This window comes from Luteibacter aegosomatis, from assembly GCF_023078455.1.
GTDB lineage: Bacteria > Pseudomonadota > Gammaproteobacteria > Xanthomonadales > Rhodanobacteraceae > Luteibacter > Luteibacter aegosomatis.
This window is the reverse complement of sequence record NZ_CP095740.1, coordinates 2,269,810-2,296,378: the sequence shown is the minus strand read 5'-3', so window position 1 is coordinate 2,296,378 and position 26,569 is coordinate 2,269,810. Positions and strand designations below refer to the sequence as shown.

Here is a 26,569-nt window from a genome sequence, read left to right as displayed (position 1 = left end):
CTGTCGTATAGGACGCCCCTACCCCCGGAGCTATAAATGACCTGCGAACGCAAGGGACCGTCCGGTCCCTTGTCGTATTCGGGGGGATCGCATGAAAACCGGTGCATCGACGGGGCGGCGACGCTGCGGGAAAGGGGGAGGACAGGGCAGTGGCGGCCGTCGCGATGCCCTTGGCCCTTCTCCTGTCCATTCGGTCTATGCCACCCCACCAGACCGGTCCCACTGTGGAGTCCATCCATGAACGACGTTCCTCCCCCTGACGAATCGATGCCGGACCGTACCGTGCATGGCCGCTTCGCACGCGTGGCCAGGGCCTTCCCGGATCGCCTCGCCGTAGCGTGCGACGACGGCTCCCTGACGTATGCGCAGCTCGATGCGCGCAGCAATGCGCTGGCTTCCGTGCTCATCGCCGAAGGCGTCACGCCCGGTTCGTACGTCGGCTTGCCGATGGATCGTTCGGTCGAGGCCATCGTCGCGATCTTCGGGATTCTCAAGGCGGGGGCGGCATATCTGCCGATCGATACCCGCTGGCCCCTGGAGCGGATGAACTTCGCCTTGGACGACGCGCAGGTCCGTGTCGTGGTCACCGACGAGCCGTCATTCCTGCGCACGCAGGAGTCCAGTGCGGGGCGTACGGTCATCGCGATAAAGTCCGACGCCGACCCGGACACAGGGGCGCTGGGTTTCCCCGTGCGCGCGAACGACGGCGAGGGGCTGGCGTACGCCATGTTCACCTCGGGGTCCACGGGGCAACCCAAGGGTGTCGAGATCCGCCACAAGTCCATCCTCCGTCTCGTCCTGAAGTCCGACTTCATCGATTTCGACGCACCCAACTTCCTGCATGCCGCGCCGATCGGCTTCGACGCTTCCACATTGGAGATCTTCGCACCGTTGCTCAACGGCGGCACTTGCGTGGTGTACACGGCCTGCGTGCCCACCGGCGCCGGCATCGCCGACACCGTGCGCAAGCACGGTGCCGACCATGCCTGGCTCACCGCCGCGCTGTTCAACGCCATCGTCGACGAAGACCCGCAGCACCTCGCCGGCCTGCGCTGCGTGCTGACCGGCGGCGAAGCGCTGTCGGTGCCGCACGTGCGCAGGGCGCTGGCGGCCCTGCCGGGCACCACGCTCATCAACGGTTACGGCCCGACCGAGTGCACCACCTTCACCACCACCTACGTCGTTCCGCGTGACCTCGCCGCCGATGCGGGTGCGATTCCCATCGGCAAGGCCATCGGCGAGACCTCGCTGCACGTCATCGACGGCGAGCTCTACGTCGGCGGCACGGGCGTGGCGAAGGGTTACCTGCATCGTCCCGAACTCACCGCGGAGCGCTTCGTCGAGTCGGAGCACGGCACGCTCTATCGCACCGGCGACCTCGTGCGCCTGCGCGACGACGGCAACCTCGATTTCATCGGCCGCGTCGACGGCCAGGTCAAGATCCGCGGCTACCGCATCGAGACCGGTGAAGTGGAATTCGCCCTGCGTGCCCTTCCCGGCCTCGTCGACGCCACGGTGGCCGCGCGCGACGACAAGGCCGGCGGCAAGCGCCTCGTCGCCTGGTACGTCACCCACGACGCGTCGCTCGACGCCCGTCGGCTGCGCGACATGCTGGCGACGAGCCTGCCCGATTACATGCTGCCGACCGCGTGGATGCGCCTGGATGCCATGCCGATCAACGCCAACGGCAAGATCGACCGCCACGCCCTGCCCGACCCGGGCTCGGAGCGCCCGGAACTGGCGGCGCCGTACGCCGCGCCACGCGGCGCCACGGAAACCCGCCTCTGCGCGATCTTCGCCGAGACCCTTGGCCTCGACCGCGCCGGACGCGACGACAACTTTTTCGACCTCGGCGGCAATTCCCTGCTCGCCACGCGCGCGATGGCCCGCGTGCACGCGGAACTGTCCACGCGTCCCACGCTCGTCGGTTTCTTCGCACTGCCCACGCCCGCCGCCGTGGCCGCCACCATCGACGGCCAGGCGAACACGACGTCGGCCGGGCGCATCGCCGAAGGCACGCCGGCGGCCGGCGAACCCATCGCCATCGTCGCGATGGCCGGTCGTTTCCCCGGCGCACCCGACGTGGAGTCGTTCTGGGACAACCTCTGCGCCGGCCGCGAGTCGATCCGTTTCTTCCGTGCCGACGAGCTCGACCCGGCCGTGGGCGCCGAGCGCGACGATCCCGGCTACGTGTCCGCCCGCGGCGTGCTCGACGGCGTGGAGGACTTCGACGCGCCGTTCTTCGGCATGTCGCCGCGCGAGGCCGAACTCACCGATCCGCAGCAGCGCATGTTCCTGGAGCTCTGCTGGGAATGCCTGGAGCGCGGCGGTTACGTGCCCGATGCCCACGAGGTACCGGTGGGCGTGTTCGGCGGCATGCACAACGCCACCTATTTCCAGCGCCATATCGCCGGCCGCCAGGAACTGATCGACAAGCTCGGCGCGTTCCAGGTGATGCTCGGCAACGAGAAGGATTACCTCACCACGCGCGTGGCGCACAAGCTCAACCTCACCGGCCCGGCGGTCAGCCTCAACACCGCCTGCTCCACCTCCCTGGTGGCCATCGCTCAGGCCTTCGACGCGCTGCGCGCCGGACGTTGCGGCATGGCCTTGGCCGGTGGCGTATCCATCACGTGCCCTCCGCACAGCGGATATATCGCGCAGGAGGGCTCCATGCTGTCACCGGACGGGCATACGCGCACGTTCGATGCGGAGGCCCGCGGCACCGTGTTCAGCGACGGCGCCGCGGTAGTGCTGCTCAAGCGCCTCTCCGACGCGCTGCGCGATGGCGATACCATCCATGCCGTGATCCGCGGCGTGGCGGTGAACAACGACGGCGCGGCCAAGGCCAGCTTCACCGCCCCGAACGCCGCCGGGCAATCCGCCGTCATCACGATGGCGCTGCGCGACGCGGGCGTGAACGCGCGCGACATTTCCTACGTGGAAGCCCACGGCACGGCCACGCCGCTGGGCGATCCCATCGAGATCGAAGGCCTCGTCCATGCGTTTCGCCAGGACACGGCCGACGTGGGCTATTGCGCCATCGGTTCGCTCAAGAGCAACGTCGGCCATCTCGTGATGGCGGCGGGCGCGGCCAGCGTCATCAAGACGGCCATGGCGATGGGCGAGCGCCGCCTGCCGCCGTCGCTGCATTACGCCGCGCCGAATCCGCGACTGGACCTGGCTACCTCGCCTTTCACGGTGAACGCGACGCTGCGTCCCTGGCAGACGTCCGGCGCGCCGCTTCTGGCCGGCGTCAGCTCGTTCGGCGTCGGCGGCACCAACGCGCACGTGATCCTCGGCGAGGCACCCGCGCGCGCGCCATCCGACGTGTGCAGCGGCAGCCAGTTGCTGGTGTTCTCCGCTCGTTCGCCCTCGGCCCTGGCCGCCATGGCGGGCCGACTCGCCGACCATCTCGCGACGCATCCGGACGCCAACCTCGCCGACATCGCCTGGACGCTGGGCGTGGGCCGCAAGGCCTTCGCCCAGCGTAGCCACGTGGTGGCCGCATCCGCCACGGATGCCGAGGCCAGGCTGCGCGACATCGCGGCCGCGGCCATCTGCCATACCTGCCGCGATCCGCGTCCGGGCCCGGTCTTTCTCTTTCCGGGCCAGGGTTCGCAGTATCCCGGCATGGGTCGCGAGCTTCACGCCACCGAGCCGGTGTTCCGTGCCGCACTGGAAGACGTGGCCGACGCCTTGCGAGACGAACTGGGCTTCGACCTGCGCGAGCGCCTGTTCGACGGCGACGAAGATGCGTTGAAAGCCACCTCGCATACCCAGCCCACGACCTTCGCCGTCGAATACGCCCTCGCCCGCCTGTGGATGAGCCTGGGCGTGAGGCCGGTCGCGATGATCGGCCATAGCGTGGGTGAATTCGCCGCCGCGGCGCTGGCCGGCGTCATGTCGCTGGCCGATGCCGCCCGCCTGGTCGCCCGCCGCGGACGCCTCACGCAGGCATTGCCGTCGGGCGCGATGCTGTCGGTCCGGCTCGGTGCCGCCGAGGTCGCCGCACGGCTTCCGGACACGTTGTCCCTCGCCGCGGAGAACGCGCCGAACGCAAGCGTGGTCTCCGGCCCGCACGACGCCGTGGAAGCGTTCCGCCTCGCGCTCGACGCCGATGGCGTCGCCTGTCGCATGCTGCACACCTCGCATGCCTTCCATTCGTCGATGATGGATCCGGTGCTCGAGGCGTTTCGCGCCGAAGTCGAGGCCGTCGCGCTGCACGCGCCTTCGCTACCCATCGTGTCCACCGCCACCGGTCGCCCGCTCACCACCGCCGAGGCCACCTCGGCCGACTACTGGACGAGCCACCTGCGCCACACCGTGCGCTTCTCGCCCGCGCTTCTTCATGCGCTGGACGACGGCACGCACGCCTTCCTCGAGGTGGGACCGCGCGCCAGCCTCACCCAGCTCGCCCGCCAGCATGCGCAGAGCCGCGGCCGCACGATCGTGGCCTCGCTGGGCGGCGATGCCGGCGGCGAACGCGCCGCATGGCTCGACGCCGCCGGCGCGCTGTGGAGCGCAGGCGTCGAGGTGAACGTGGCCGCATTGGACCATCGTGGCCATCGCCGCCGCGTGCGGTTGCCCACCTATCCGTTCGAGCGCAAGCGCCATTGGATCGATGCCCGGCCGCCGGCCTCCGTCACGGCCATCGCCGCCGCGCTGCCCCTCACCCTTTCCGTCGTACCCGAAGCACCGGAGCACACCATGCCCATCGCCACCTCATCCTCCCGTACGCAGCGTCTCGTCGGCGAGCTCGTCGCCCTGTTCGAAGACGTGTCCGGCACCGAACTCGAAGGCGCCGGCGCCGAGGCCGATTTCGTGGAGCTGGGCCTGGATTCGCTGTCGCTCACGCAGGTGGCGTTGCAATTGCAGAAGACCTACGCGCTCAAGATCACCTTTCGCGAATTGATGGACGGATGTTCGTCGTTCGGGGCGCTGGCGGCGCATATCGATCGGTTGTTGCCGGCGGAGGCGGTGGCACCCGCGGCTTCCGCCGCTACGCCGGCGAGCGTGGCAGCGGTGGTTCCCGTCGCCGGCGGCGGATTGATCCAGGACGTCATCGCCCAGCAGATGCAGATCATGCAGGCGCAGCTCGCCTTGCTGTCCGGCAACACCGCTTCGTCGGCCGTCGTCTCCGGCGCCGGATCGCCGATAGGATCGGCTCCCACCCCTCCGGTAGCTGCCATGGCCGAACCTACCGAAGGGTGGGAGCGGACCCTGTCCGCGAAGGGCGCTCGCGACGACGCCCCGGCAGACGCCGAGGAAAAAGCCCTCGAACACACCCACTACGACGTCAAGAAGGCCTTCGGCGCCATCGCCCGCATCCATAGCGGCAGCACCGAACTCACCTCACGCCAGCGCGCGCGACTGGATGCCTTCATGCGCCGCTACATCGAGCGCACCAAGGCTTCCAAGGCCTACACCACCGAGCACCGCGGGCACCTCGCCGACCCGCGCGTGGTCAACGGCTTCCGCCCGCTGCTGAAGGAAATCGTCTACCAGATCGTGGTCGAACGCTCCAAGGGCTCGCGGGTATGGGACCTGGACGGCAACGAATACGTCGATGCGCTCAACGGCTTCGGCATGAACCTGTTCGGCTGGCAGCCCGATTTCGTGCTCGACGCCGTGCGCGCCCAGCTCGACGCGGGCTATGAGATCGGCCCGCAGCACCCGCTGGCCGGCGCCGTCGCCAAGCAGGTCTGCGAACTCACCGGCTTCGACCGCGCCGCGCTGTGCAACACCGGCTCGGAGGCCGTGATGGGCTGCGTGCGCGTGGCCCGCACCGTGACCGGCCGCGACACGCTGGTGATTTTCACCGGCTCCTACCACGGCATCTTCGACGAGGTGATCGTGCGCGGCACGAAGAAACTGAAGTCGGTGCCCGCCGCTCCCGGCATCCTGCGCAACACCGCCGAGCACGTGCTCGTGCTCGACTACGGCACGCCCGAGTCGCTGGCGATCATCCGCGAGCGCGCACACGAGATCGCCGCCGTGCTGATCGAACCGGTGCAGAGCCGCCGTCCCGACTTCCAGCCGGTGGAATTCCTGCGCGAAGTGCGCGCGATCACCGAGGAAAGCGGCTCGCTGATGATCTTCGACGAGGTAGTCACCGGTTTCCGCTCGCACCCGCGCGGCGCCCAGGCCATGCTCGGCATCGACGTGGACATGGCGTCGTACGGCAAGGTGGTGGGCGGTGGCTTCCCGATCGGCGTCATCGCCGGCAAGCGCCGCTTCATGGATGCGCTCGACGGCGGCGACTGGCGCTTCGGCGACGATTCCACGCCGACGGTCGGCGTCACCTATTTCGCCGGCACGTTCGTGCGCCATCCGCTCGCACTGGCCGCCGCGCACGCCGTGCTCACCCACCTGGCCGAGGAAGGTCCGCGATTGCAGGCCACGCTGAATGCGCGTGTCGCCGCCATGGCCGACGAACTCAACGCGTTCTGCGCCGATGTCGGTGCGCCGATGAAGATCGTGCACTTCGCGTCGGTGTGGAAAACGCAGTTCACCGAGGACCATCCGCTGCAGGACCTGCTCTTCGCCATGATGCGCAGCCGCGGCATCCACATCCTCGACAACTTCCCCTGCTTCTTCACCACGTCGCACGGCGAGGCGGATTTCGCCGCCATCGCCGACGCATTCCGCGACTCGGTGCTGGAGATGCAGGAGGCGGGTTTCATTCCGCGCCGGCAGGACGCCAGCCAGTTCGACGCGGCACGCCCGCCGATGCCCGGCGCACGCCTGGGCAAGGATCCGGACGGTCGCCCGGCATGGTTCGTGCCCAACCCGGATGCGCCGGGCAAGTACCTGAAGGTCAGTGCATAAAGCCCTGAAAGCGGGTTGCGAAAACGAAGACCGCGTCTCGCAAGGGACGCGGTCTTCGTTCTTTCGCCTTACGGAAATCGATCATCTTTCGCCTCGACATGGCCATACGTCCACCGGCTGCCGGCGCCACCCGGCTAGCCCGCCTGTCGTATAGGCCCGCTTTTCCCCCAAGGCTATAAATAACCTGCACACGCAAGAGGTCGACCGGCCCCTTGTCGCACCAGGGGGATCGCATGAAAACGGACGGGACGACAGCCTTGCAACGGCATCGGAAAGCGGAGAACGAGGGAACGACCGTCGTTGCGACGCCCCGGGGGACCCGCCTGGCCGTTCGGCCTATGCCGCTCCACAGAGCCGTTCCATGGCTCGATGTCGACGTTGACTTCGCCGCGCCGGACGGCTGTCCGGCACGGTTCGTTTCCAACCCGGATGCGCCGGGCAAGTACCTGAAGGTGACCGCATGACGCCGCAAGAGCTGGCCGCCGCCACGGCGGTCGACTACGACCCGTTCGCCGGCGCGCCGCTGACGCGCCTCGTGCCGACGACGGCCGCGCAGCGAGAGGTGTGGCTGGCATCCCGGCTGGAGCCGGAAGCCTCCCTGGCTTACAACGAAGCCGTGACGATCACGTTCAGGGGCTTGCCCGACGTGCCGGCCCTCGAAGGCGCGCTGCAGGACGTGGTGGACCGCCACGAAGCCCTGCGCGCCACCTTCAGCGGCGACGGCGAGGGTATGTTCATTGCCGAGCGGCTCACCTTGCCGCTGGCCTTCCACGACCTTTCGCTGCTGCCGCCCTTCGAGAGCGACGCGCGGATCATGCATGCCTATTCGCGCATCGTGACCACGCCGTTCGACCTGGAGCACGGTCCGCTGGTCCGCGCCGAGCTGTTCCGCCTCGGCGACGACCGCCACATCCTGACCATCGCCGCGCACCATATCGTGTGCGACGGCTGGTCGTTCGGCGTGATCGTGCGCGATCTCGCCGCCCTTTACGCGCAGCGGCTGGACCAGGGCACGGGCCCCGCTCCCGCCGGCGCGTTCTCGAACTTCGCGTTGGCCGAGGCGGCGCACGGGGGAACGGAAGCGGCACGGGGGGACGAAAGGTACTGGCTCGACCGCTTCGCCGGCGCGGCGCCCGTACTGGACCTTCCCACCGACCGCTCGCGCCCGCGACGCCGTACGTTCGCCTCACGGCGCGAAGACCGCATGCTCGATGCCGCCGAACTGGCGGCCATCCGGCAACTCGGCGCCGGCCACAAGGCCAGCCTCTACGCCACCCTGCTGACCGGCTTCGCGGTGCTGCTGCACCGCCTCGCCGGACAGGATGACGTGGTGATCGGCATCCCCACCGCCGGCCAGGCGGCCGAAGGGCTCGACACCCTGGTGGGGCACGCCGTCAACGTGCTGCCGCTGCGCGCGCGGGTGGCCGACGACGTGTCGTTCGGCACGCTGCTGCGCACGGTGCGCGGCGACCTGCTCGACGCCTTCGAACATCAGCGCTACACCCTCGGCAGCCTGCTCGGCCACCTCTCGCTCGCGCGCGATCCCTCGCGCCTGCCGCTGGTGTCGGTGCTGTTCAACCTCGATGCCCGCCTGGACGAAAGCACCGCGCGTTTTCCGGCCCTGCGTTTCGACGTGGACGCGGTGCCGCGCGAGTACGAAAACTTCGAGCTTTTCATCAACGCGGTGCAGACCGGCGATGGCCTGCGCCTGGAATGCCAGTACAACGCCGACCTCTTCGACGGCGCCACCGTGCAGGGCTGGCTCGACGCCTATGCCACGCTGCTTCGCGAAGCGGCTCGCGCACCGGACACCGTCGCCACCGCGCTGCCCGTGGTGTCCGACGCGGTCTATCGCGAACTGGCCGCCCTGCAACCGGCACCCACGCCGTTTCCCGAATTGCGCCTGGCGCACGAGTTCTTCGAGCAGCAGGTGGACCGCGCACCGGAACGCGCCGCGGTGCGCCACGCCGATCGCTCGCTGACCTACGCGGCACTGGAGTCGCGCGCCAACCGGATCGCCAACGCGTTGCGCGACCGCGACATCGGCCACGGCGACCTCGTGGGCCTGTGCCTGGGCCGTGGCGTGGACATGCTCGCCGCCGTGCTCGGCACGCTCAAGGCCGGCGCGGGCTACGTGCCGCTCGATCCGGCCTTTCCCGCCGACCGCCTCGCCTTCATGGCCAGCGATGCCTCGCTGGCCGCCCTCGTGGTCGACGACGCCACGCCGCCCGCTTTCGAGTTCGACGCCTCGCGCGTGATGTCGTTGGACAGCGACGAGGTGGCCTACGCTTCGTTCCATCGTCCCGAGCGCGATCGTCGCGCCGGCACGCCGGATTCGGTCGCCTACGTGATCTTCACCTCCGGTTCCACGGGCCGCCCCAAAGGCGTGCGCGTGCCGCACCGCTCCGCGGCCAACTTCCTCACCTCGATGCAGCGCGTGCCGGGCATCGCGCCGGACGACCGTCTCGTGGCGGTGACCACGCTGTCGTTCGACATCGCTTTCATGGAACTGCTGCTGCCGCTCACCAGCGGCGCCGAGGTGGTGGTAGCAGGGCGCGACGACGTGCGCGACGGCGCCCAGCTGCGCCGCCTCATCGAAGAAAGCGATGCCACCATGATGCAAGCCACGCCCGCCGGCTGGCGCCTGCTGGTCGACGCGGGCTGGACGGGGCGCCCCGCGTTTCGCGCCATCTCCGGCGGCGAGCCGCTGCCGGTGGACCTGGCCGAAGCCCTGCTCGACCGCTGCGGCGAAGTGTGGAACGGCTACGGCCCCACCGAGACCACGGTGTACTCCACGTTCTGGCGGGTATCCGATCCGCGCGAGGGCATCTACATCGGTCGTCCGATCGCCAACACCACCGTGCACGTGCTCGACGCGCACGGCAACCATTGCCCGCTCGGCGTGCCGGGCGAGATCCACATCGGCGGCGCGGGAGTCACCCTGGGCTACCTCGAGCGTCCCGAACTCACGGCCGAGCGTTTCGTGGCCGATCCCTGGTCGGAAACGCCGGACAGCCGCATGTACCGCACCGGCGACAAGGGTCGCTGGCTGGCCAACGGCCTGCTCGAACACCTCGGCCGCCTCGATTTCCAGATCAAGGTGCGCGGTTACCGCATCGAGCCGGGCGAGATCGAAGCCGTGCTCGCCGACGCGCCCGAGCTGTCGCGCGTGCTGGTGATGGCCCGCGAAGACAGGCCCGGCGACGTGCGCCTGGTCGCCTACGTGGTGCCGCGCGACGGGGCCAGCGTGCAGGAGGACGCGCTGCGCGCACGCCTGCGCACGCGTCTGCCCGAATACATGCTGCCGCAACACATCGTGGTGCTCGAGGCGATGCCGCTGCTGCCCAACGGCAAGACCGACCGCAAGGCGCTGCCGCCGCCGATGGGTCACGCGGTGTCGTCGCCCGGCGAGCGCGTCGCCCCGCGTACCGAAACCGAACGCCGCGTGGCGTCGGCGATGGAGGCGGTCCTCTGCCTTCCGGACATGGACGTGCGCGACGACTTCTTCGCCCTGGGCGGTCACTCGCTGCTGGCCGCGCAGCTCACCGCGCGCCTCAACCGCGAGTTCGGCATCGCGCTGTCGTTCCGCACGCTGTTCGACGCGCCCACCATCGAGCACCTCGCCACCGCCATCGATTCGCTCTCGGGCACCGAAGCCGAGGCCATCGCGCCGATCGCCCATCGCGACGCGCAGGACCGCGCACCGCTATCGCTCATGCAGCGCCGTCTGTGGGCACTGGAAAAAATGCATCCCGGCCGGGTGACCTATAACGCGCCGTCGGCCCATCGGCTGCGCGGCATCCTCGACGAACACGCTTTCGAGATGGCCTTCCGGGCGCTGATCCAGCGCCAGCCTTCCATGCGCACGTCGTTCCACGACGAGGGCGGCGACCTCGTGCAGGTGGTGCGACCGCAGCTCGACCATCGCCTTTTCCCGGCCGAAGATCTCAGCCACCTGCCTTCCGAAGAACGCGAAACGCGCCTGATGGAGCGCCTGCAGCAACTCACCGACACGCCGTTCGACCTCGGCACCGCGCCGCTCTTCAGCGCGCGCATGTTCCGCCTGGCCGACGACGAACACGCGCTGTTCTTCATGCCGCACCACATCATCTGGGACGGCTGGTCGTTCGACGTCCTCTACAACGAACTGTCGGCGCTCTATCGCGCGTTCGCCGCCGGCCAGGCCTCGCCGCTCGCGCCCCTGCCGGTCACCTACGGCGACTTCGCCGAATGGCATTCGCAGTGGTTGGAGACGCCGGCGTTCCAGTCGCAGCTGGGTTTCTGGCGCGACCGCCTGGCCCGCATGGGCGCGATCCGCCCGTTGCCGACCGACCATCCGCGGCGGCCCGGCATGTCCGGTCTGGGCCGCACGGAGTGGATCCACGTCGACCACGAGACCACCGACGCCATGCACGAGGTGGCGCGACAGGCCGACGCCACGCTCAACATGACCCTGCTCGCGCTCTACTACGCGATGCTCTCCAGCTCCGCCGGGCAGCGCGACCTCGTGGTCGGCACGCCCGTGCGCGGACGCAACCAGACCGAACTCGAGTCGGTCATGGGCTACTTCAACAACCTGCTGCCGCTGCACGTGCACGTGGACCCGGCGCTGTCGTTCGTGGAGTTCGTGCGCCAGGTCAAGCGCACCGCCATCGAGGCCTTCGGTCATCCCGACGTGCCGCTGGAATACCTCCAGCGCGAACTCAAGATCGGCCACGGCAACGGCGCCACGCTCTACCAGGCCCTGTTCTCGTTCCAGGACGCCCGCCAGCGCAACGTCGATTGGGGTGGCCTCGCCCATGAGCAGATCCTGCTGTTCCAGAGCGCGGCCACCGAAGACATGGGCCTGTGGTTCCTCGAGAACCACGCCGGCATGGTCGGCGGCGTGACCTACAACGCCGACCTGCTGCAGGCCAGTACGGCCAGGCTCATGCGCGAGCGCTACCTGGGCATGATGCAGGCCGTGATCCGCGACCCGGCGATCGCGGTGGGCCGTCTCGTCGCGGCCACCGGCGACGAGCGCGGTCGCATGAACGAATGGAACATGGCCTCGGCGGAAGCGCCGGCCGAACTGATCGAAACCTTCGATGCCCGCGTCGCCGCGTCGCCCGACGCGATCGCGCTTCGCCACGCGGGCAAGGCCATCAGCTACGCCACGCTGTACGCGGACAGCTTGCGCCTGACCCGCGCGCTCGCCGAACGGGGCGCGGCGCCGGGCGTGGCCGTGGGCATCTGCGTCGATCCGGGCGAAGCCCGCCTTGCCGCGCTGCTGGCCACGATGCGCACGGGTGCCACGGCCCTGCTGCTCGATCGCGCCGATCCGGTCGCGCGATTGCGCGATGTCCTCGCCGACGCGCACGCGACCCTCATGGTGGGCGACTCGGCGCTGGAAGCCATGCTCGATTGGCCCGCCGACTGCGCTCTCTGGCTCGATGCGCACCTGCCCGAGGACGACGACGCGCTGCTGCCGTTCGCGGCGCTCACGTCGGAGACCACCCTGCTCGCCTGGCACGGCGTCGACGCCGACGGTCGCGCGCATGGTGCCGCGCTGTCGCGCGACGCCACCGCACGCATCGTCGACGCCCTCGGTCGGCTGATCGCGCCCGCACCGGGCGAGACGCTATCGGGCGACGCGTTGCCAGGCGACCCGTTCTCGGCCCTCGCGCCGCTGGTCGCACTCGCGCACGGGGCAACCTGGGTCGACGACGCCGCACGGGTCGCCGACACGCATTTCGCCTCGGCCGACGGCTGGACGGTCCGCATCCGGCGCGGTAACGACGCGTGGAACGTCTTCGGCGATCCGGCCATCGCGCCGGTCGCCACCGTCGGGCGGCTCGAGCGTGGCGGCGATACGCTCCATGAGGGCCGACCGATTCCCGGCTGCGGTGTCTGGATCGTGGACGAGGACGGCGAGCCTTGCCCGATCGGCGCGGCAGGCGGCATCGTGGTGAGCGGCCCCGCCACCGCGACGCCGTTTGGACAGCGCGCACGCCATGACGCACCCACGAGTGCGACGCGGCCCACCGGATACACCGGACGCTGGCTGGCCGAGGGCCATGTCCAGGTGCTCGGACGTGAAGATCGCCGCATGCGCCGCCATGGCATGGACCTGGAACCCGCGGCGATCGAAAGCCTGCTGCTAGCGCAACCCGGCATCGTCAAGGCCCTGGCCGTGACCCGCCGCGACGGCGACGGCCGCGTGCGGGTGGATGCCTACGCGGTCGCCGCGCCCGGCACGCCGGTCGACGAAGAACAGCTTCGCGCGGCCCTCGCCACCGCGCTGCCGGCCTGGGCGATGCCCGCGCACCTGGTCACGCTCGACGCCTTCCCGCTGCTTGCGCATGGGGACGTCGACGTGGATGCCCTGCCGATACCCACCGGCGCCGTGGCCGGTCTCGCCGAAGCCGATGTCACGCCCGCGACCGACAGCGAGCGCCTGCTCGCCTCGGTGTGGCAGGAATTGCTGGGCATGAGCCGCGTACGCACCAGCGACAACTTCTTCGACGTGGGAGGGCATTCGCTGCTGGCCGTGGACATGGCCACGCGCGTGCAGAAGCTGACCGGCGTGCAGATGAACCTGCTCGACATCGCCAACGGCACGCTCGGCACGCTTGCCGCGGACCTCGCCCTGGCCAAGCCCACGTCGTCGCCACCGAAGCAGCGCGGTTTCTTCAGCCGCCTGCTGCACCGCGGCTGACGGCGCGACAGGGGGAGCGCCATGACTCAGATCGCCTGGTTGATGTGCTGGATATCCGCGGGACTGCTGGTCCACGTGTTCGTGGGCTACCCGCTCATCATGGGGTGCTGGGCCCGGATGCGTCCGCTGCCTGTCGCGCGCGGCGCGGCGCAGCCGAGCGTCACCGTGGTGGTCGCCGTGCACGACGGCTCCCGCCTGGTACGCGCCAAACTCGCCAACCTGCGCGCGCTCGATTACCCGCAAGACCGCGTGGACATCATCCTGGCCTGCGACGGTTGCACCGACGACACCGTCGCCGTGGCCCGCCGCGACACCGACCCGCGCCTGCGCGTGCTCGCCTTCGCCCATCGCCGCGGCAAGGCCGCCTGTCTCAACGACGCCGTGGCCCAGGCACGCGGCGACGTGATCCTCTTCACCGACATACGCCAGCGCCTGGCGCCCGGCGCGCTGCGCGAGCTCGTCGCCAACCTTGCCGATCCTACCGTGGGCGCGGTGGGCGGCGAACTGCACATGGAAAACGTGCGCGGCGGGTTCGCGCAAGGCGTGGATTTCTACTGGCGCTACGAGAAGCTGATCCGCCGTTCGGAAGCGCTTTCCGGTTCCACCATCGGCGTGAGCGGTGCGCTCTACGCGATGCGCCGCGACCTGTTCGAGCGCCTGCCCGAGGGCACCGTGCTCGACGACGTGCTGGTGCCGATGCGCGTGGCCGCGCGCGGCTTCCGCGTGGTGTTCGAACCGCGCGCCATCGCCTGGGACCAGCCTTCGCAGCATCCCGACGACGAGCGCCGCCGCAAGATCCGCACCCTGGCGGGCAACTACCAGCTCGTGCAGCTCGCCCCATGGCTGCTGCTGCCCTGGAGCAACCCGCTGTGGTTCCGTTTCGTGAGCCACAAGCTCCTGCGCCTGCTCGCTCCCTGGCTGATCGTCGGGTTCACGCTGGGCTGCGGCCTGCTGTTCACCCGCCACCCGATGTACGCGGCGGGCTTCAGCGGCGTGGCCGTCGCCACGGCGATGGTCGGCGTGGCACGCCTGCGCCCTGCCCTGGGCCGCTGGTTTCCGTTGCGCGTCGCGGTGGCTTTCTTCTACCTCAACCTGTTCGCGGCACAGGCCCTGCTCGCCTTCGCCCGTAACCGAAGGCTGCACCTATGGTGACTTCCATGAACCAACGAGGCGCTCCCGGTATCCGTGGCCGTCTGGGCCAGCTGTGCTACAGCAGTGGCCTCCTTTATTCGTTGCAGCGCGTCCGCGCCTGGTGGCAGCGTGACCTGCGCATCCTCGCCTACCACCGCGTGATGCCGCTGCCCGATCCGGATACCTACGAGTTCGACCTGGAACTCATCAGCACGCCGCCGGAGGAATTCCGCGAACAGATGCGCCGGATCAAGCGCTACTTCCGCCCGATGCGCCTCACCGACGTCGTGGCCGCGCTGGATGCGGGCGAAGCGCTGCCGCCGGACACCGTGGCCGTGACCTTCGACGACGGCTACGACGACAACTACCGCATCGCCGCCCCCATCCTCGACGAACTGAAGGTGCCCGCGACGTTCTTCGTATCGACCGGGCACATCGACACGGGCAAGCCGTATGCGTACGACTGGTTGGTGCACATGATCCTGATGACCGACCGGCCGCGCCTGGTGCTGCCGGAACTGGGCATCGACGTCGCGATACCGCGCGAGCGCGCGCTGCGCCGTCGCATCGCGGGCAACGTACTGCTGCGCATGAAGTGGCTCGACGCGCTCGGCCAGGCCGCCATGACCGAACGGCTGGAAACGGAATGGAACATGCCCTCGGCCAACGCCCGGCCGCAGGACTGCCGCCCGATGACCTGGGACCAGGCGCGCGAAATGGAAGCGGCCGGCCTGGAATTCGGCTCGCACGGCGTGCATCACCGCATGCTCGCGCGCCTGCCGATCGACGAGATGGAGCGCGAGGTGCGCGAATCGAAGGCCGCGCTCGACCGCGAGCTGACCAACCCGGCCCTGCTCATGTCGTACCCGGTGGGCGGCGACCGCGCGTACAACGACGCCGTGGTCTCCGCCACGCGCAAGGCGGGTTTCCAGCTCGCCTGCAGCTACGTCTGCGGCACCAACCCCGAGCCTTCGGAGAACCGCTATTCGCTGTACCGGCTGCCCGTGGAAAGCAACATGGGCCCGGGCTGGTTCGCGGCCATGCTCGCGCTGCCGCAGCTGATGAGCTACCCCACCGTCGCCCACGAGGTACAGGGGCCCAGGGAACAGCCATGTTCCCCCTGATCCTCGTCTACGTGGTGCTGACGATCATCCGGCCGCAGGATTACGTGCCGGGGCTCGACCTCGTGCCGATCCTGCCGGTGGTGCTGCTGCTCGCCTTCGGCGCCTGGATGTTCTCGAACGCCAAGACGTTCGAAGCGCCGCAATTCGTGATCCTGCCCGCGTTCCTGCTGATCCTGATGATCTCGCAGGTCACCAACGGCTGGAGCGGCGGCGCCATCGACGAACTGGCCCGTTTCGGACCCGTGGTGATCGCCTTCTTCGTCTTCGGCGCGGCCTGCACCACGCAGCGCCGGGTAAGCACGGCCATGGCGGTGTTCGTCGTCTGCGCCGCGATCCTCGCCCTGCACGGCGTGCAGCAGGCGAAGACGGGCGTGGGTTGGACGGGTATCCCCATCGGCGAGGGAAACCGCATCCAGTACGTGGGCATCTTCAACGATCCCAACGACCTGGGCCTGCTCTTCGCCGCCACCCTGCCCATGGCGGTGTTCCTGGGCCGTCCGGGTCGCGGGTTTGCCCGCGTGTTCTGGCTGGGCTGCGCCGCGTTGCTGCTCTACGGCACCTACCTCACCAACTCGCGCGGCGCGATGCTCGCCGTGCTGGTGGTGGCCGGCTGCTACCTCTGGTATCGCCGCGGCATGATGGTGGCCGGCACGCTCGGCGTGCTGGGCCTGGTGGCGCTCAAGCTCGTGTCCTCCCGCATGGACGAACTCGACGCCGGGGAGGAATCCGCGGCCGGTCGCGTCGACGCCTGGTACGCCGGCCTGGAAATGTTTCGCGACAATCCGCTGTTCGGCGTGGGCGCGGGCAACTTCACCGAATACAACGAACTCACCGCGCACAACTCCTTCGTGCTCGTGCTGGCGGAAACCGGCTTCGCCGGCTTCGTGCTCTGGCTGGCCTTCGTCGGCTACGGCTTCTGGATGATGCTCACGGTGGTACGCCATCGCCCGGCGGAGACCCAGGATGCCGCGAAGGCGGCCGAATGGGTGGCCGAACGGCAGATGGCGCTCACCCTGCTGCTCTCGCTGTGCGGCCTGTTCGCCGCCGCGTTCTTCCTCAGCCGCAGCTACATGGTGGTGCTCTACCTCATCGCCGCGATGGTCGCCGGCTATTACGTGGGTGCGCGCCGCCGTTGGCCCGAGCTTCCGCGCTTCCGCCTGGCCAACCAGGGCTGGCGTTGGGTACCCCTCGGGGCCGGCGGCGTGGCCTTCATCTTCGTCCTCGTCGCCGTGCTGCTACGGACCACCTGACATGAGCTTCTACGCTTCCGCCCTGCGCCACGTGATCTGGCCCGCCTACGAAGGCGGGCTTCGCCGTCGCGACACGCCGCGCCACATGCGCCGCTACGAACGCGACCAATGGCTGGCCGCGGACGACCTCGCCGCCCTTCAGTTCGAGCGGCTGCGCCGCCTCGTCCACTGGTGCTATCGCGAGGTGCCCTACTACCGGCGCCGCTGGGACGCGTTGGGCATCACCCCCCTCGACATCCGCAAGCCCGCGGACATCGCGCTCCTGCCGGTGCTGACCAAGGCCGACATCCGCGAGAACTTCGACGACATGAAAGCGGTGTCGCTGAAGGATTCGCTCGGCTACAAGGCCACCGGGGGGTCCACCGGCGAACCGCTGCGCTTCGGCTTCACCCGCGAAAGCAACGACCGCCGCGTGGCGGTGATGTGGCGCGGCTACGGCTGGGCCGGCTCGCGCATGGGACGGCGCACGCTGTTCCTGTGGGGCGGACCGGTCGGCGAGCAGAGCCTCTCGCACAAGTGGAAAGACCGCGCCTACAACGCCGTGTTCGGCCGCAAGCTGCTCGACAGCTTTCCCATGAGCGAGTCGAACATGGCCGACTACGCCGACGCCATCGACGCCTACCGCCCCGAAGTGATCGTGGGCTACGTGGGCCCGCTGGTACGGCTGTCCGAATGGCTCATCGCCACCGGGCGGCGCGTGGCGAAACCCGTGTCGATCATCGGTGCCGCCGAGGCCCTGCATCCGTTCCAGCGAGAGCTCATCGAGCGGGCTTTCGGCGCGCCCGCCTTCAATACCTACGGCTGCCGCGAGTTCATGCTGATCGCCTCCGAATGCGAGCACCGGGACGGCCTGCACGTGAACGCCGATCACCTGATCGTCGAAACCCTCGGTGCCGACGGCATGCCCTCGCGCGACGGCAGCGGCGAGGTGGCGATCACCGACCTGTTCAACCACGGCATGCCCTTCATCCGCTACGTCAACGGCGACATGGCCACGCAGCGTGCCCGGCCGTGTCAGTGCGGCCGCGGGCTGCCGATGCTGGCCTCGGTGGACGGGCGCAAGCTCGACGCCATCCGCACGCCGGACGGCCACATCCTGCCGGGCGAATTCTTCCCGCACATGCTCAAGGACGTACCGGGGCTGACCCGTTTCCAGCTCGTGCAACGTCAGCTCGACCGGCTCGACCTCTCCATCGTCCGCGGCCGCGAATTCGACGACGCCTCGCTCGATTACATCCGCCGCGAGGTATCGCGCGTGCTCGGCGACAGCGCGCAACTGCACTGCCACTTCGTCGACGACATTCCCCTGACCCGCAGCGGCAAGCTGCGCGTGACCGTTTCGGAGCTGGCCCCGTGAACATCACCCACTTCGTGGAGAACCTCAATCGCGGTGGCCTCGAGCGCATGGTGCTCGACCTGGTGAAAACCCAGCATGCCCAGGGCGACGCGGTCCAGGTGGTCTGCCTCTACGAGCGCGGCACGCTGGCGAGCGAACTCGACGCGCTCGGCATCCCCGTGCACGCCTGCGGCAAGCGCGACGGCCTCGACCTTCGCGCGCTGGGCCGCGCCCGTGCGCACCTGCTCGACCATCGCACGGAGGTGCTCCATACGCACAATGCCGTGGCCCATTACCAGGCGGTGCTGGCGAGCGCCGGCATGGGCATCCGTCAGGTGGTGAACACCCGCCACGGGATGGGCGCGGCGCGCCGGCCGGGCCGCCGCGAGTGGCTGTTCCGCCGGGCCATGCGCGCCACCGACGCCGTGGTCGCCGTATGCGAGGCGGCACGCGAGGACGCCATCCGTCGCGGCATCGCGCCCGCGAACAAGACCTGCGTGGTGCCCAACGGCATCGCGCTCGACCACTTCGAACTGGCCTCCGATACCATGCACGAGCGCCTGGCCCGGATGATCAACGTGCCGGTCGGCACGCGCATCCTGGGCACGGTGGGACGATTGAACTGGGCCAAGGATCACGCCAGCCTGATCCGGGCGTTCCGCATCGTACGGCGCAACCATCACGACACGGCCCTGGTGATCGTCGGCGACGGCGAGCTGCGCGATACGTTGCGCGCCTGCGCCTTCGACGAGGGCGTGGCGGGCAGCGTGCATTTCCTCGGCGACCGCAACGACGTGCGGGAGCTGTTGCAGGGCATGGACCTGTTCGTGCTCTCGTCGGTGACCGAGGGCTATTCGATGGCCCTGCTCGAGGCCTGCGCCACCGGCCTGCCCATCGTCGCCACCGACGTGGGCGGCAACGCGGAGATCGTGCGCGACCGCCGCACCGGACGCATCGTGCCGCCCTCCGACCCGACCCTGCTGGCCGAGGCGATGCTCGACATGCTGCACGGCTCGCAACAGGCCTCCGGCCTGGGCCGTGCCGCGCGGGCCTGGGTCGAGACCCACGGTTCGCTCGACGTGATGGCCGCGCGTTACGGCCAGCTCTACTTCGGCGGCGTGGAGACCAGCCCATGAAGGTGCTCGCCGTCACCAACCTCTTTCCCACGCCGTGGGATCCGCGCCGTGGCGCGTTCAACCGCCAGCAGTTCCAGCGGCTGGCCCAGCGCCACGACGTGCACGTGCTGGCGGCGGTGGATTTCCGAGAGCGCATGGGCGAACGCAAGGGCGATGCGACGGTGCCCGGCGTGGTCACCGAATGCTTCACCTTCTACCACCCACCCGGCGTCGGCCGTTTCCTCAACGCCCTGTGCTTCTTTCTGTGCGTGATGTGGCAGCACGGGCGCGCCCTGCGCGCGGCGCATTACGACGTGCTGCTCGCCAGCTGGGCCTTTCCCGATGCCGTGGCGGCGGGCTGGATCGCGCGCCTGCTCGGCATTCCCTACGTGGTGAAGGTGCACGGCAGCGACCTCAACGTGCAGGCCGAGGCACGGCTGCGGCGTCCGCAGATCCGCCAGGCGCTTCGCGGCGCGGGCGCCGTGCTCGCGGTGAGCAAGGCCCTGGCCGCCAAGGCCGTGGCGCTGGGCGCGCCCGAGGCCAAGGTGGAAACCCTCTACAACGGCGTGGACACGCGGCTGTTCCATCCCGGCGACCGCATCGAGGCGCGCAGGAAGCTCGGCCTGCCGCCCGAGGTGCCGGTGGTGCTCTACGCGGGCAACCTCAAGCTGAGCAAGGGTTGCCACGACCTGGTGAAGGCGTTCCCGGTCTTCGCCGAGCGGCACCACGACGCTCGCCTGGTGTTCGTCGGCGACGGTCCCGACCGCGCGAGCCTGGAAAGCCTCGCCAGCGGTTTCTGCTGCGCCACCGCCGTGCGCTTCGCCGGGGCGACCGATCACGCCGGCCTGGTCGACTGGTTCCGTGCCGCCGACGTGCTATGCCTGCCCAGCCACAACGAAGGCGTACCCAACGTGGTGCTCGAGGCCATGGCTTGCGGCACGCCGGTGGTGGCCACCACCGTGGGCGGCATTCCCGAAGTGGTGCCCTCGTACGCGGGCATCCTCGTACCGCCGCACCAGCCGCACGAACTGGGCACGGCGCTGGTCGAAGCCCTCGAACGCCATGTCGATGCGCAGGCCATCGCGGCACATGCCGCCGGCTTCCGCTGGGACGACAATATCGACCGCCTGGAGCGTGTGCTCGCGCGCGTCGCCGCGGGTGAACCGCTCCACCTGGGTGCCAAGGCATGATCCGCAAACCGAAAAAACAAGACCTCCTGGCCCTGCTGCCCGACACGCTGGTGATCACCCGCACGCGCGACAGTGCCCTGTGTTACCTCACCTTCGACGACGGCCCCGAACCGGAACACACGCCCGAACTGCTCGACGTGCTGGCCCGGCACGGCGTGAAGGCCAGCTTCTTCCTCGTGGGCGAGAAGATCGAAGCGCACCCGGAGATCGTGGAGCGCATCGTGGCCGAGGGGCACATGGTGGGCAACCACTCGTACAGCCACTGGTCGTTCTCCAACATGGACATCGCCAAGCAGCTCGACGAGGTCTACCGCACCGATGCCCTGCTGCGCCGCTTCGACGACCGTCCGCACCACCGCATGCGGCCGCCCAGCGGCTACGTCGGCGCGCAGTTGCTGATCCACTTCGCCAGGCACAAGCGCAACCTGGTGTACTGGTCGTACGACAGCCTCGACTACCAGGACCATCCCGTCGAATCCCTGGTCTCGCGCCTGCTCGACGATCCGCCCGCGCCGGGTGACATCGTGCTGATGCACGACGACAGCCACAAGGCCGCCCGGGCCCTCGATACCGTGCTGCCCGAGTGGCACGCGCGCGGCCTTCGCTTCGCCGCGCTTTCGGGCACCTCGCCATGAATATCCTCTATCACCACCGCACGCGCGGCCGGCACGTGGAAGGCGTGCACATCCGCGGCATCGTCAACGCGTTGCGCGAACTGGGCCATACGGTGTCGGTGATGTCCTTTCCCGGCGCCGATCCGGAGAAGGAGCACGACGAAACGGGGGGCAGCGGCAAACCGGGGCGCCTCGCCGGATTCGTCACCCGCCTGCCCGGCGTGGTGTTCGAGATGTTCGAGCTGCTCTACAACCTCGTCACCCTGCTGCGCATGACAAGGGCCTGGCGCAAGGGCACGCCATCGCTCGTGTACGAGCGTTATTCCCTGTTTCTCTTCGCCACCGTGTGGCTGGCGAAGCGTCGCGGCGTGCCGATCGTGCTGGAAATCAACGACTCGGCGCTGGTCGATCGCGTGCGCCCGCTGACCATGAAGGGCCTCGCCCGACGCATCGAAGGCTGGTGCCTGCGCAACGCGACGGGCCTGGTCTTCATCTCCACCTATTTCCGCGACCAGGCGCTGGCCGCCTACGGCGACATCGCCCCGTCGGTGGTGTCACCCAACGCGGTGGACCTGCCGCGCTTCGATCCCTCGCGCTTCGATCGCGCGGGACTTCGTCGCCAGCGCGGGCTGGAAGGCCGAACGGTCTGTGGCCACATCGGCGCGTTCGCCCACTGGCACGGCATGGACGCGTTCGTGGAAGCCATCGCCAACCGCCTCGCCGAAGCCCCCGACCTTGCCCTGGTCTTCGTGGGCGACGGCAAGACGCTGCCCGCCGTGCGCGAGCTGGTGGCCGCGCGAGGCCTTGCCGACCGCGTCCTCTTGCCCGGTCGCGTACCGCACGAGGACGTGGCCAGCTGGATCGCCTGCATGGACTATGCCGTCCTGCCGAATTCCAACCACTACGGCTCTCCGATGAAACTGTTCGAGTTCATGGGGATGGGCGTGGCGGTGGTGGCACCGGATTACGCACCGGTGGCCGAGGTGATCGCCGACGGCCACACCGGCTGGCTGTTCCCGCGCGGCGATGCCGCCGCCTGCGTGGAACGCGTGCTGGCGCTGGCTGCCCGGACCGATGAACGACGTCGCGTGGGGGATGCCGCGCGGGCCTACATCGCCAGCGAGCGGCAGTGGCGCAACAACGCCGAGCAACTGCTCACGCTGGTACCGACCGGAGCCGCCGCGTGATCGCCCTCGCCGTCCTCGTGATCCTCCTGCTGGTCGCCGTCGCCGTGACGGTGGCGATCCGCGCGCGCAACATGCAGTACTGGCTGTGGGACTACCTCGTCCGCAAGCCGCCGCCGCGCGTGGACGGGCCGGTGCACGTGATGTTCTGCTTCGTCGACCACTTCGAGCCCAACTGGGGCCGCGTGGACATGGATACCCAGCGACGCCGCGTGGACCGCTGGTGCACCGAGTACCGCGCCATGGCCTCGCGCCACCGCGACGCCGACGGCCACGTGCCGCAGCACAGCTTCTTCTACCCGGAAGAGGAATACGTACCCGAACACCTCGACAAGCTGCAGGCGCTGTGCGCCGACGGCTACGGCGAAATCGAGATCCACCTGCACCACGACAACGACACGCCCGAGAACTTCGTCGCCACCATCGAGCGCTTCAACCGCCTGCTGCACGAGCGCCACGACGCCCTGCCGCGCGACCCGAAGACGGGCCAGCTCCGCTTCGCCTTCATCCACGGGAACTGGTGCCTGGACAACTCGCGTGCCGACGGCCGCTGGTGCGGCATCGACAACGAACTGGTGCTGCTGCGCCAACTGGGCTGCTACGCCGATTTCACCCTGCCCTCCGCGCCCAGCGACACGCAGACGCGGATGTCCAACGCCATCTACTACGCCACCGACGATCCGCATCGGCCGAAGTCGCACGACACCGGCGTACGCATGCGCGTCGGCGGCCGGCCCAGCGGCGACCTGCTCATCATCCAGGGCGTGCTCGGCCTGAACTGGAAGAACCGCCGCTTCGGCCTCATCCCGCGCATCGAGAACTCCGACGTGCGCCGCGGTTGCCCTCCGACGCGCGACCGCGTCGACCAATGGGTGCGTACGGGCGTCCACGTGGAGGGCCGGCCCGAGTGGGTCTTCGTGAAGGTGCATACGCATGGCACCCAGGAGCGCGACATGGACACCCTGCTGGGCCAGCCGGTGGACGACATGCACGCGTACCTGGAATCGCGGTACAACGACGGCAAGCGCTACGTGCTGCACTACGTGACGGCGCGCGAGATGTACAACATCGCCAAGGCGGCCGAGGCGGGGCATGTGGGTAATCCGAACCGGTATCGGGATTTCGAGTTGGGGAAGCCGGGTAAGACCGTGACGGCCGCTTCGGAAACGGTAGCGGTATCGCAAGCGTGAATCGCGGACAGGGTCCGCTCCCACCCATCGGTAGGCAGGTTTGCCGTTGGCCGTGGCAAGCCCTTCGGTAAGCGAGCTTGCTACCGGAGGGTGGGAGCGGCCCCTGTCCGCGATAGGCTGTCAGAACGCCGCCCGCGTTCCCAGGTTCACACCCCGCCCATCGAAGCCGCCGGCCCCGATCGTCCGGCGCCGCACGCCCTCGCCGTAGAGCTGCACCCCCTTCGCGAGATTCACCGCGCTACCGGCCGCCAGCCGCAAGCCGTGCCCCACGCGCCCGGAGGCGAAGTGCCGTCGCGCCACCGTCACGGTCGACTCCAGCCAGTGGGCGGCCAGCCACCTCGCGGGCCTTCGCCTCCGACGTGCTCGGGCCACGACCTAGTCCAATCGCATCGCGAACCCGAAATACCTGTCCAGCGACAGCTCCGGATGGAAGGGGATCGTGCAATGGCGCTGCGGGTTCTCCCAGCGATCGAGCAGCCGGTAACCCAGGCCGGTGAGGCCGCCTAGAAATTCCCTCTCGGCCGTCACCCGGTAGGGGCAACAGGCCACCCCGATGTTCTGCACGGTGAAATACGATTCGTGCAGATGCACGGGCACGGAGTTGAGCAGCAGGTAGCGCGGCTTCGTGGGCATCCGCCGCAATGCGCTCGCCAGGCTGTAACGCAGGTACTGCAACGAGCCCGCCGCGAAAAGCACGTCGCAACCCGACGCATCGGCCACGTCGTCGGCGAAATGCAGTTGGTGGGTCGGATCGTGTTCCGCGGCCCAGTGTTCTCCCGCGGCGTTCACGGCCGGCACATCCATCACCGTCCAGCGCAGATCCTTCGGGTAAGTGAGGTACTTGCGGTAGGCGTAGTACGCGATGCCGATGTGGCCACCGATATCGAACACCTCGTCCATGCCCTCGTCGAAACACCGGCCCAGCCAATGGATCATCGGGTAATCGTTGATGAATACGCGTCGCGTCCGCTCCCGGTAGAGTTCGGCGGAGTCCGTGTTGTCGTAACCGCTGGCGTGATCGGCGGGAATGCTCGCCTGGGCCTCGTCGAACGTGGCAAAAACACCTCGATACAGGTGGTGCGTGAGCGCGGTGTGCGCGAAGAACCGCCGGGCGTATCGGGCTTCCTGCCAGGCCCTCAGGAAGGGCAGACGGCTGGGCATTTCCTGCCGCACCGCTGGAAAGAGCTGCGCATTCATGGCATGGCCGCTTCGGGTGGTGTGAACCGAGCATGCGCCGGTGCCGACGGCCTGCCCATATGGCAAATGTCCAGACCGTTCGGTGATGACCTTCGTTGTCATCCCTGGGACAAAATGGCCGAAAACACCTATCGATCGGGTGGTGCGATGCGTCAGCGTCGCGCTGTCGTGTAACCGGCTTTACTCCGTCACTTCCTGCCGCTGTGCGACAAAAATATTCACGCGAGCAGTCACACTTTGCGTATCGAAGGGATAGACAACGTTGTCATCGAGGACTAAACCGGTTCGCGATTCGTGCGGTCGGCAGTACCTCGGGGAGGTGCTTTCCTCCCCTTCGCGTTGGTCCATACCACTCGATCCAGGGAGGCAACATGTTTTCCAAAGCACTCAAGGCGCGCTCCGGCGCGCTCGCCGGCGGCTGCGCCGGTACGCTCGGCGTCGCCATCGCGCTCGCTTTCTCATCGGTGATTCCGATGCGCGAGGCGCACGCGGCTACCGCCTGCGCCGCGGCGTGGACGTCCACCGCCGTGTACACGGGGGGCAACGTCGCCAGCCGCAACGGCAGCAACTATGTCGCCAACTGGTGGACCCAGGGCGACGATCCCGCCACCCACAGCGGCGGCGCGGGTTCCGGCCAGCCCTGGACCTCGCAGGGCGCTTGCAGCGGCGGCGGCACCGATCCGGGGGATCCCGGCGACCCGGGCGACCCCGGCAATCCGGGCAATCCGCCTCCCGGCGCGGGCGACCTGCTGTTCAGCCCGTACAAGGACGTGACCATCAACATGGACTGGAACACCAACATCATGTCCTCGTCGGTGACCGGTACGCGCCTGCCCGTCGTCGGCTCGGGAAGCCTGGTATCCACGCAGGTACCCAACCTCGGCGCGATCACGCTCGCCTTCGCCACCGGCGAATGCGGCAGCGAGAACTGGGGCGGCATTCCGGGCCAGGCCTTCGCCTCCGCCAACATCCAGCGCCTCAACAGCGCGGGCGTGAACTACGTGGTGTCCACCGGCGGCCAGGCGGGCGTCTTCACCTGCGGCAGCGCCACGGGACTGAGCAGCTTCATCGCCCGTTACAACAGTGCCCACCTCGTCGGCATCGATTACGACATCGAAGGTGGCCAGAGCGACGCGCAGTTGCAGGCCTTGGTGAACAACTCCGCGGCTGTGCAGGCCACCTACCCCAACCTGCGTTTCTCGTTCACCCTGGCCACGCTCGCGGCTTCCGACGGTAGCTTCGGCGGCCTCAACGCCACCGGCGACAAGGTCGTGAAGCTGTTGAAGGCTTCGAGCCTGAAGAACTACACCGTCAACCTGATGACGATGGACTACGGCTCCACGGGCAGCGGCCTGTGCGTCGTGGTGAACGGCAGCTGCGACATGGGCCAGTCGACCATCCAGGCGGTGAAGAACCTCCAACACACCTACGGCCTGCCGTTCTCGAAGATCGAGGTGACGCCGATGATCGGCGTGAACGACACCTCGAGCGAGATCTTCACGGTCGCCGACATCGACGACGTGACGACCTATGCCGAGGCCAACAAGCTCGCCGGCGTGCACTTCTGGTCGCTGGATCGCGACACGCCGTGTTCGCAGAGTACCGCCTCGCCCACCTGCAACTCGCTGCCGAGCACGAGCGTCTTGCAGTACACGAAGCGGTTCCTGAGCAACCTGGGCTATTGAGCGGGAACGACGGGAGCCGGCCCTC

13 protein-coding genes are annotated in these 26,569 nt (G+C 68.8%); 12 read left to right on the top strand and 1 reads right to left on the bottom strand.

Translation table 11 applies throughout. The annotated features are described in order from the left end of the window. The first annotated feature begins 237 nt into the window (after positions 1-237). From L2Y94_RS10375 to L2Y94_RS10325, 11 genes are all read left to right on the top strand, one after another. A complete protein-coding gene (locus tag L2Y94_RS10375) occupies positions 238-6,831 on the top strand; it encodes a polyketide synthase (protein WP_247374952.1) in 6,594 nt (2,197 codons plus the stop codon). 460 nt (positions 6,832-7,291) lie between these two features. After that, entirely contained in the window at positions 7,292-13,528 is a 6,237-nt protein-coding gene (locus L2Y94_RS10370) for a non-ribosomal peptide synthetase (RefSeq protein ID WP_247374950.1), read from the top strand. A 21-nt stretch (positions 13,529-13,549) separates the two neighbouring features. Further along, positions 13,550-14,680, top strand: coding sequence for a glycosyltransferase family 2 protein (locus L2Y94_RS10365; RefSeq protein ID WP_247374947.1), 1,131 nt, complete (start codon positions 13,550-13,552; stop codon positions 14,678-14,680). Between the two features lie 5 nt (positions 14,681-14,685). After that, complete coding sequence (locus L2Y94_RS10360; RefSeq protein WP_247374946.1) at positions 14,686-15,783, top strand: polysaccharide deacetylase family protein; 1,098 nt, start codon at positions 14,686-14,688, stop codon at positions 15,781-15,783. Continuing rightward, positions 15,771-17,033, top strand: coding sequence for an O-antigen ligase family protein (locus L2Y94_RS10355; RefSeq protein WP_247374943.1), 1,263 nt, complete (start codon positions 15,771-15,773; stop codon positions 17,031-17,033). The genes L2Y94_RS10360 and L2Y94_RS10355 overlap by 13 nt, the downstream gene beginning before the upstream one ends. 1 nt (position 17,034) lies before the next feature. Next, positions 17,035-18,390 (top strand): phenylacetate--CoA ligase family protein, encoded by a 1,356-nt coding sequence (locus tag L2Y94_RS10350; RefSeq protein ID WP_247374941.1) that lies wholly within the window; start codon positions 17,035-17,037, stop codon positions 18,388-18,390. Further along, positions 18,387-19,505: a glycosyltransferase gene (locus L2Y94_RS10345; RefSeq protein ID WP_247374939.1), complete on the top strand. Its 1,119-nt coding sequence runs from the start codon at positions 18,387-18,389 to the stop codon at positions 19,503-19,505. Before L2Y94_RS10350 ends, L2Y94_RS10345 begins: the two co-directional genes overlap by 4 nt. Next, positions 19,502-20,674 carry a glycosyltransferase gene (locus L2Y94_RS10340; RefSeq protein ID WP_247374937.1) on the top strand — a complete coding sequence of 391 codons (1,173 nt, stop codon included), beginning with the start codon at positions 19,502-19,504 and terminating at the stop codon, positions 20,672-20,674. Before L2Y94_RS10345 ends, L2Y94_RS10340 begins: the two co-directional genes overlap by 4 nt. Beyond that, positions 20,671-21,309 carry a polysaccharide deacetylase family protein gene (locus L2Y94_RS10335; RefSeq protein ID WP_247374936.1) on the top strand — a complete coding sequence of 213 codons (639 nt, stop codon included), beginning with the start codon at positions 20,671-20,673 and terminating at the stop codon, positions 21,307-21,309. The genes L2Y94_RS10340 and L2Y94_RS10335 overlap by 4 nt, the downstream gene beginning before the upstream one ends. Further along, positions 21,306-22,475 carry a glycosyltransferase family 4 protein gene (locus L2Y94_RS10330; protein ID WP_247374934.1) on the top strand — a complete coding sequence of 390 codons (1,170 nt, stop codon included), beginning with the start codon at positions 21,306-21,308 and terminating at the stop codon, positions 22,473-22,475. The genes L2Y94_RS10335 and L2Y94_RS10330 overlap by 4 nt, the downstream gene beginning before the upstream one ends. Further along, the gene (locus tag L2Y94_RS10325; RefSeq protein ID WP_247374933.1) at positions 22,472-23,662 is read left to right on the top strand and encodes a hypothetical protein; all 1,191 of its coding nucleotides are present in this window, start codon (positions 22,472-22,474) and stop codon (positions 23,660-23,662) included. The genes L2Y94_RS10330 and L2Y94_RS10325 overlap by 4 nt, the downstream gene beginning before the upstream one ends. A gap of 375 nt (positions 23,663-24,037) precedes the next feature. Here L2Y94_RS10325 and L2Y94_RS10320 read toward each other — a convergent pair whose 3' ends face one another. Further along, positions 24,038-24,859 (bottom strand): TIGR04325 family methyltransferase, encoded by an 822-nt coding sequence (locus tag L2Y94_RS10320; protein WP_247374931.1) that lies wholly within the window; start codon positions 24,857-24,859, stop codon positions 24,038-24,040. A gap of 371 nt (positions 24,860-25,230) precedes the next feature. On the opposite strand from L2Y94_RS10320, the gene L2Y94_RS10315 reads away from it, so the two are divergent. Beyond that, positions 25,231-26,544 (top strand): carbohydrate-binding protein, encoded by a 1,314-nt coding sequence (locus L2Y94_RS10315; RefSeq protein ID WP_247374930.1) that lies wholly within the window; start codon positions 25,231-25,233, stop codon positions 26,542-26,544. Positions 26,545-26,569: the final 25 nt, after the last annotated feature.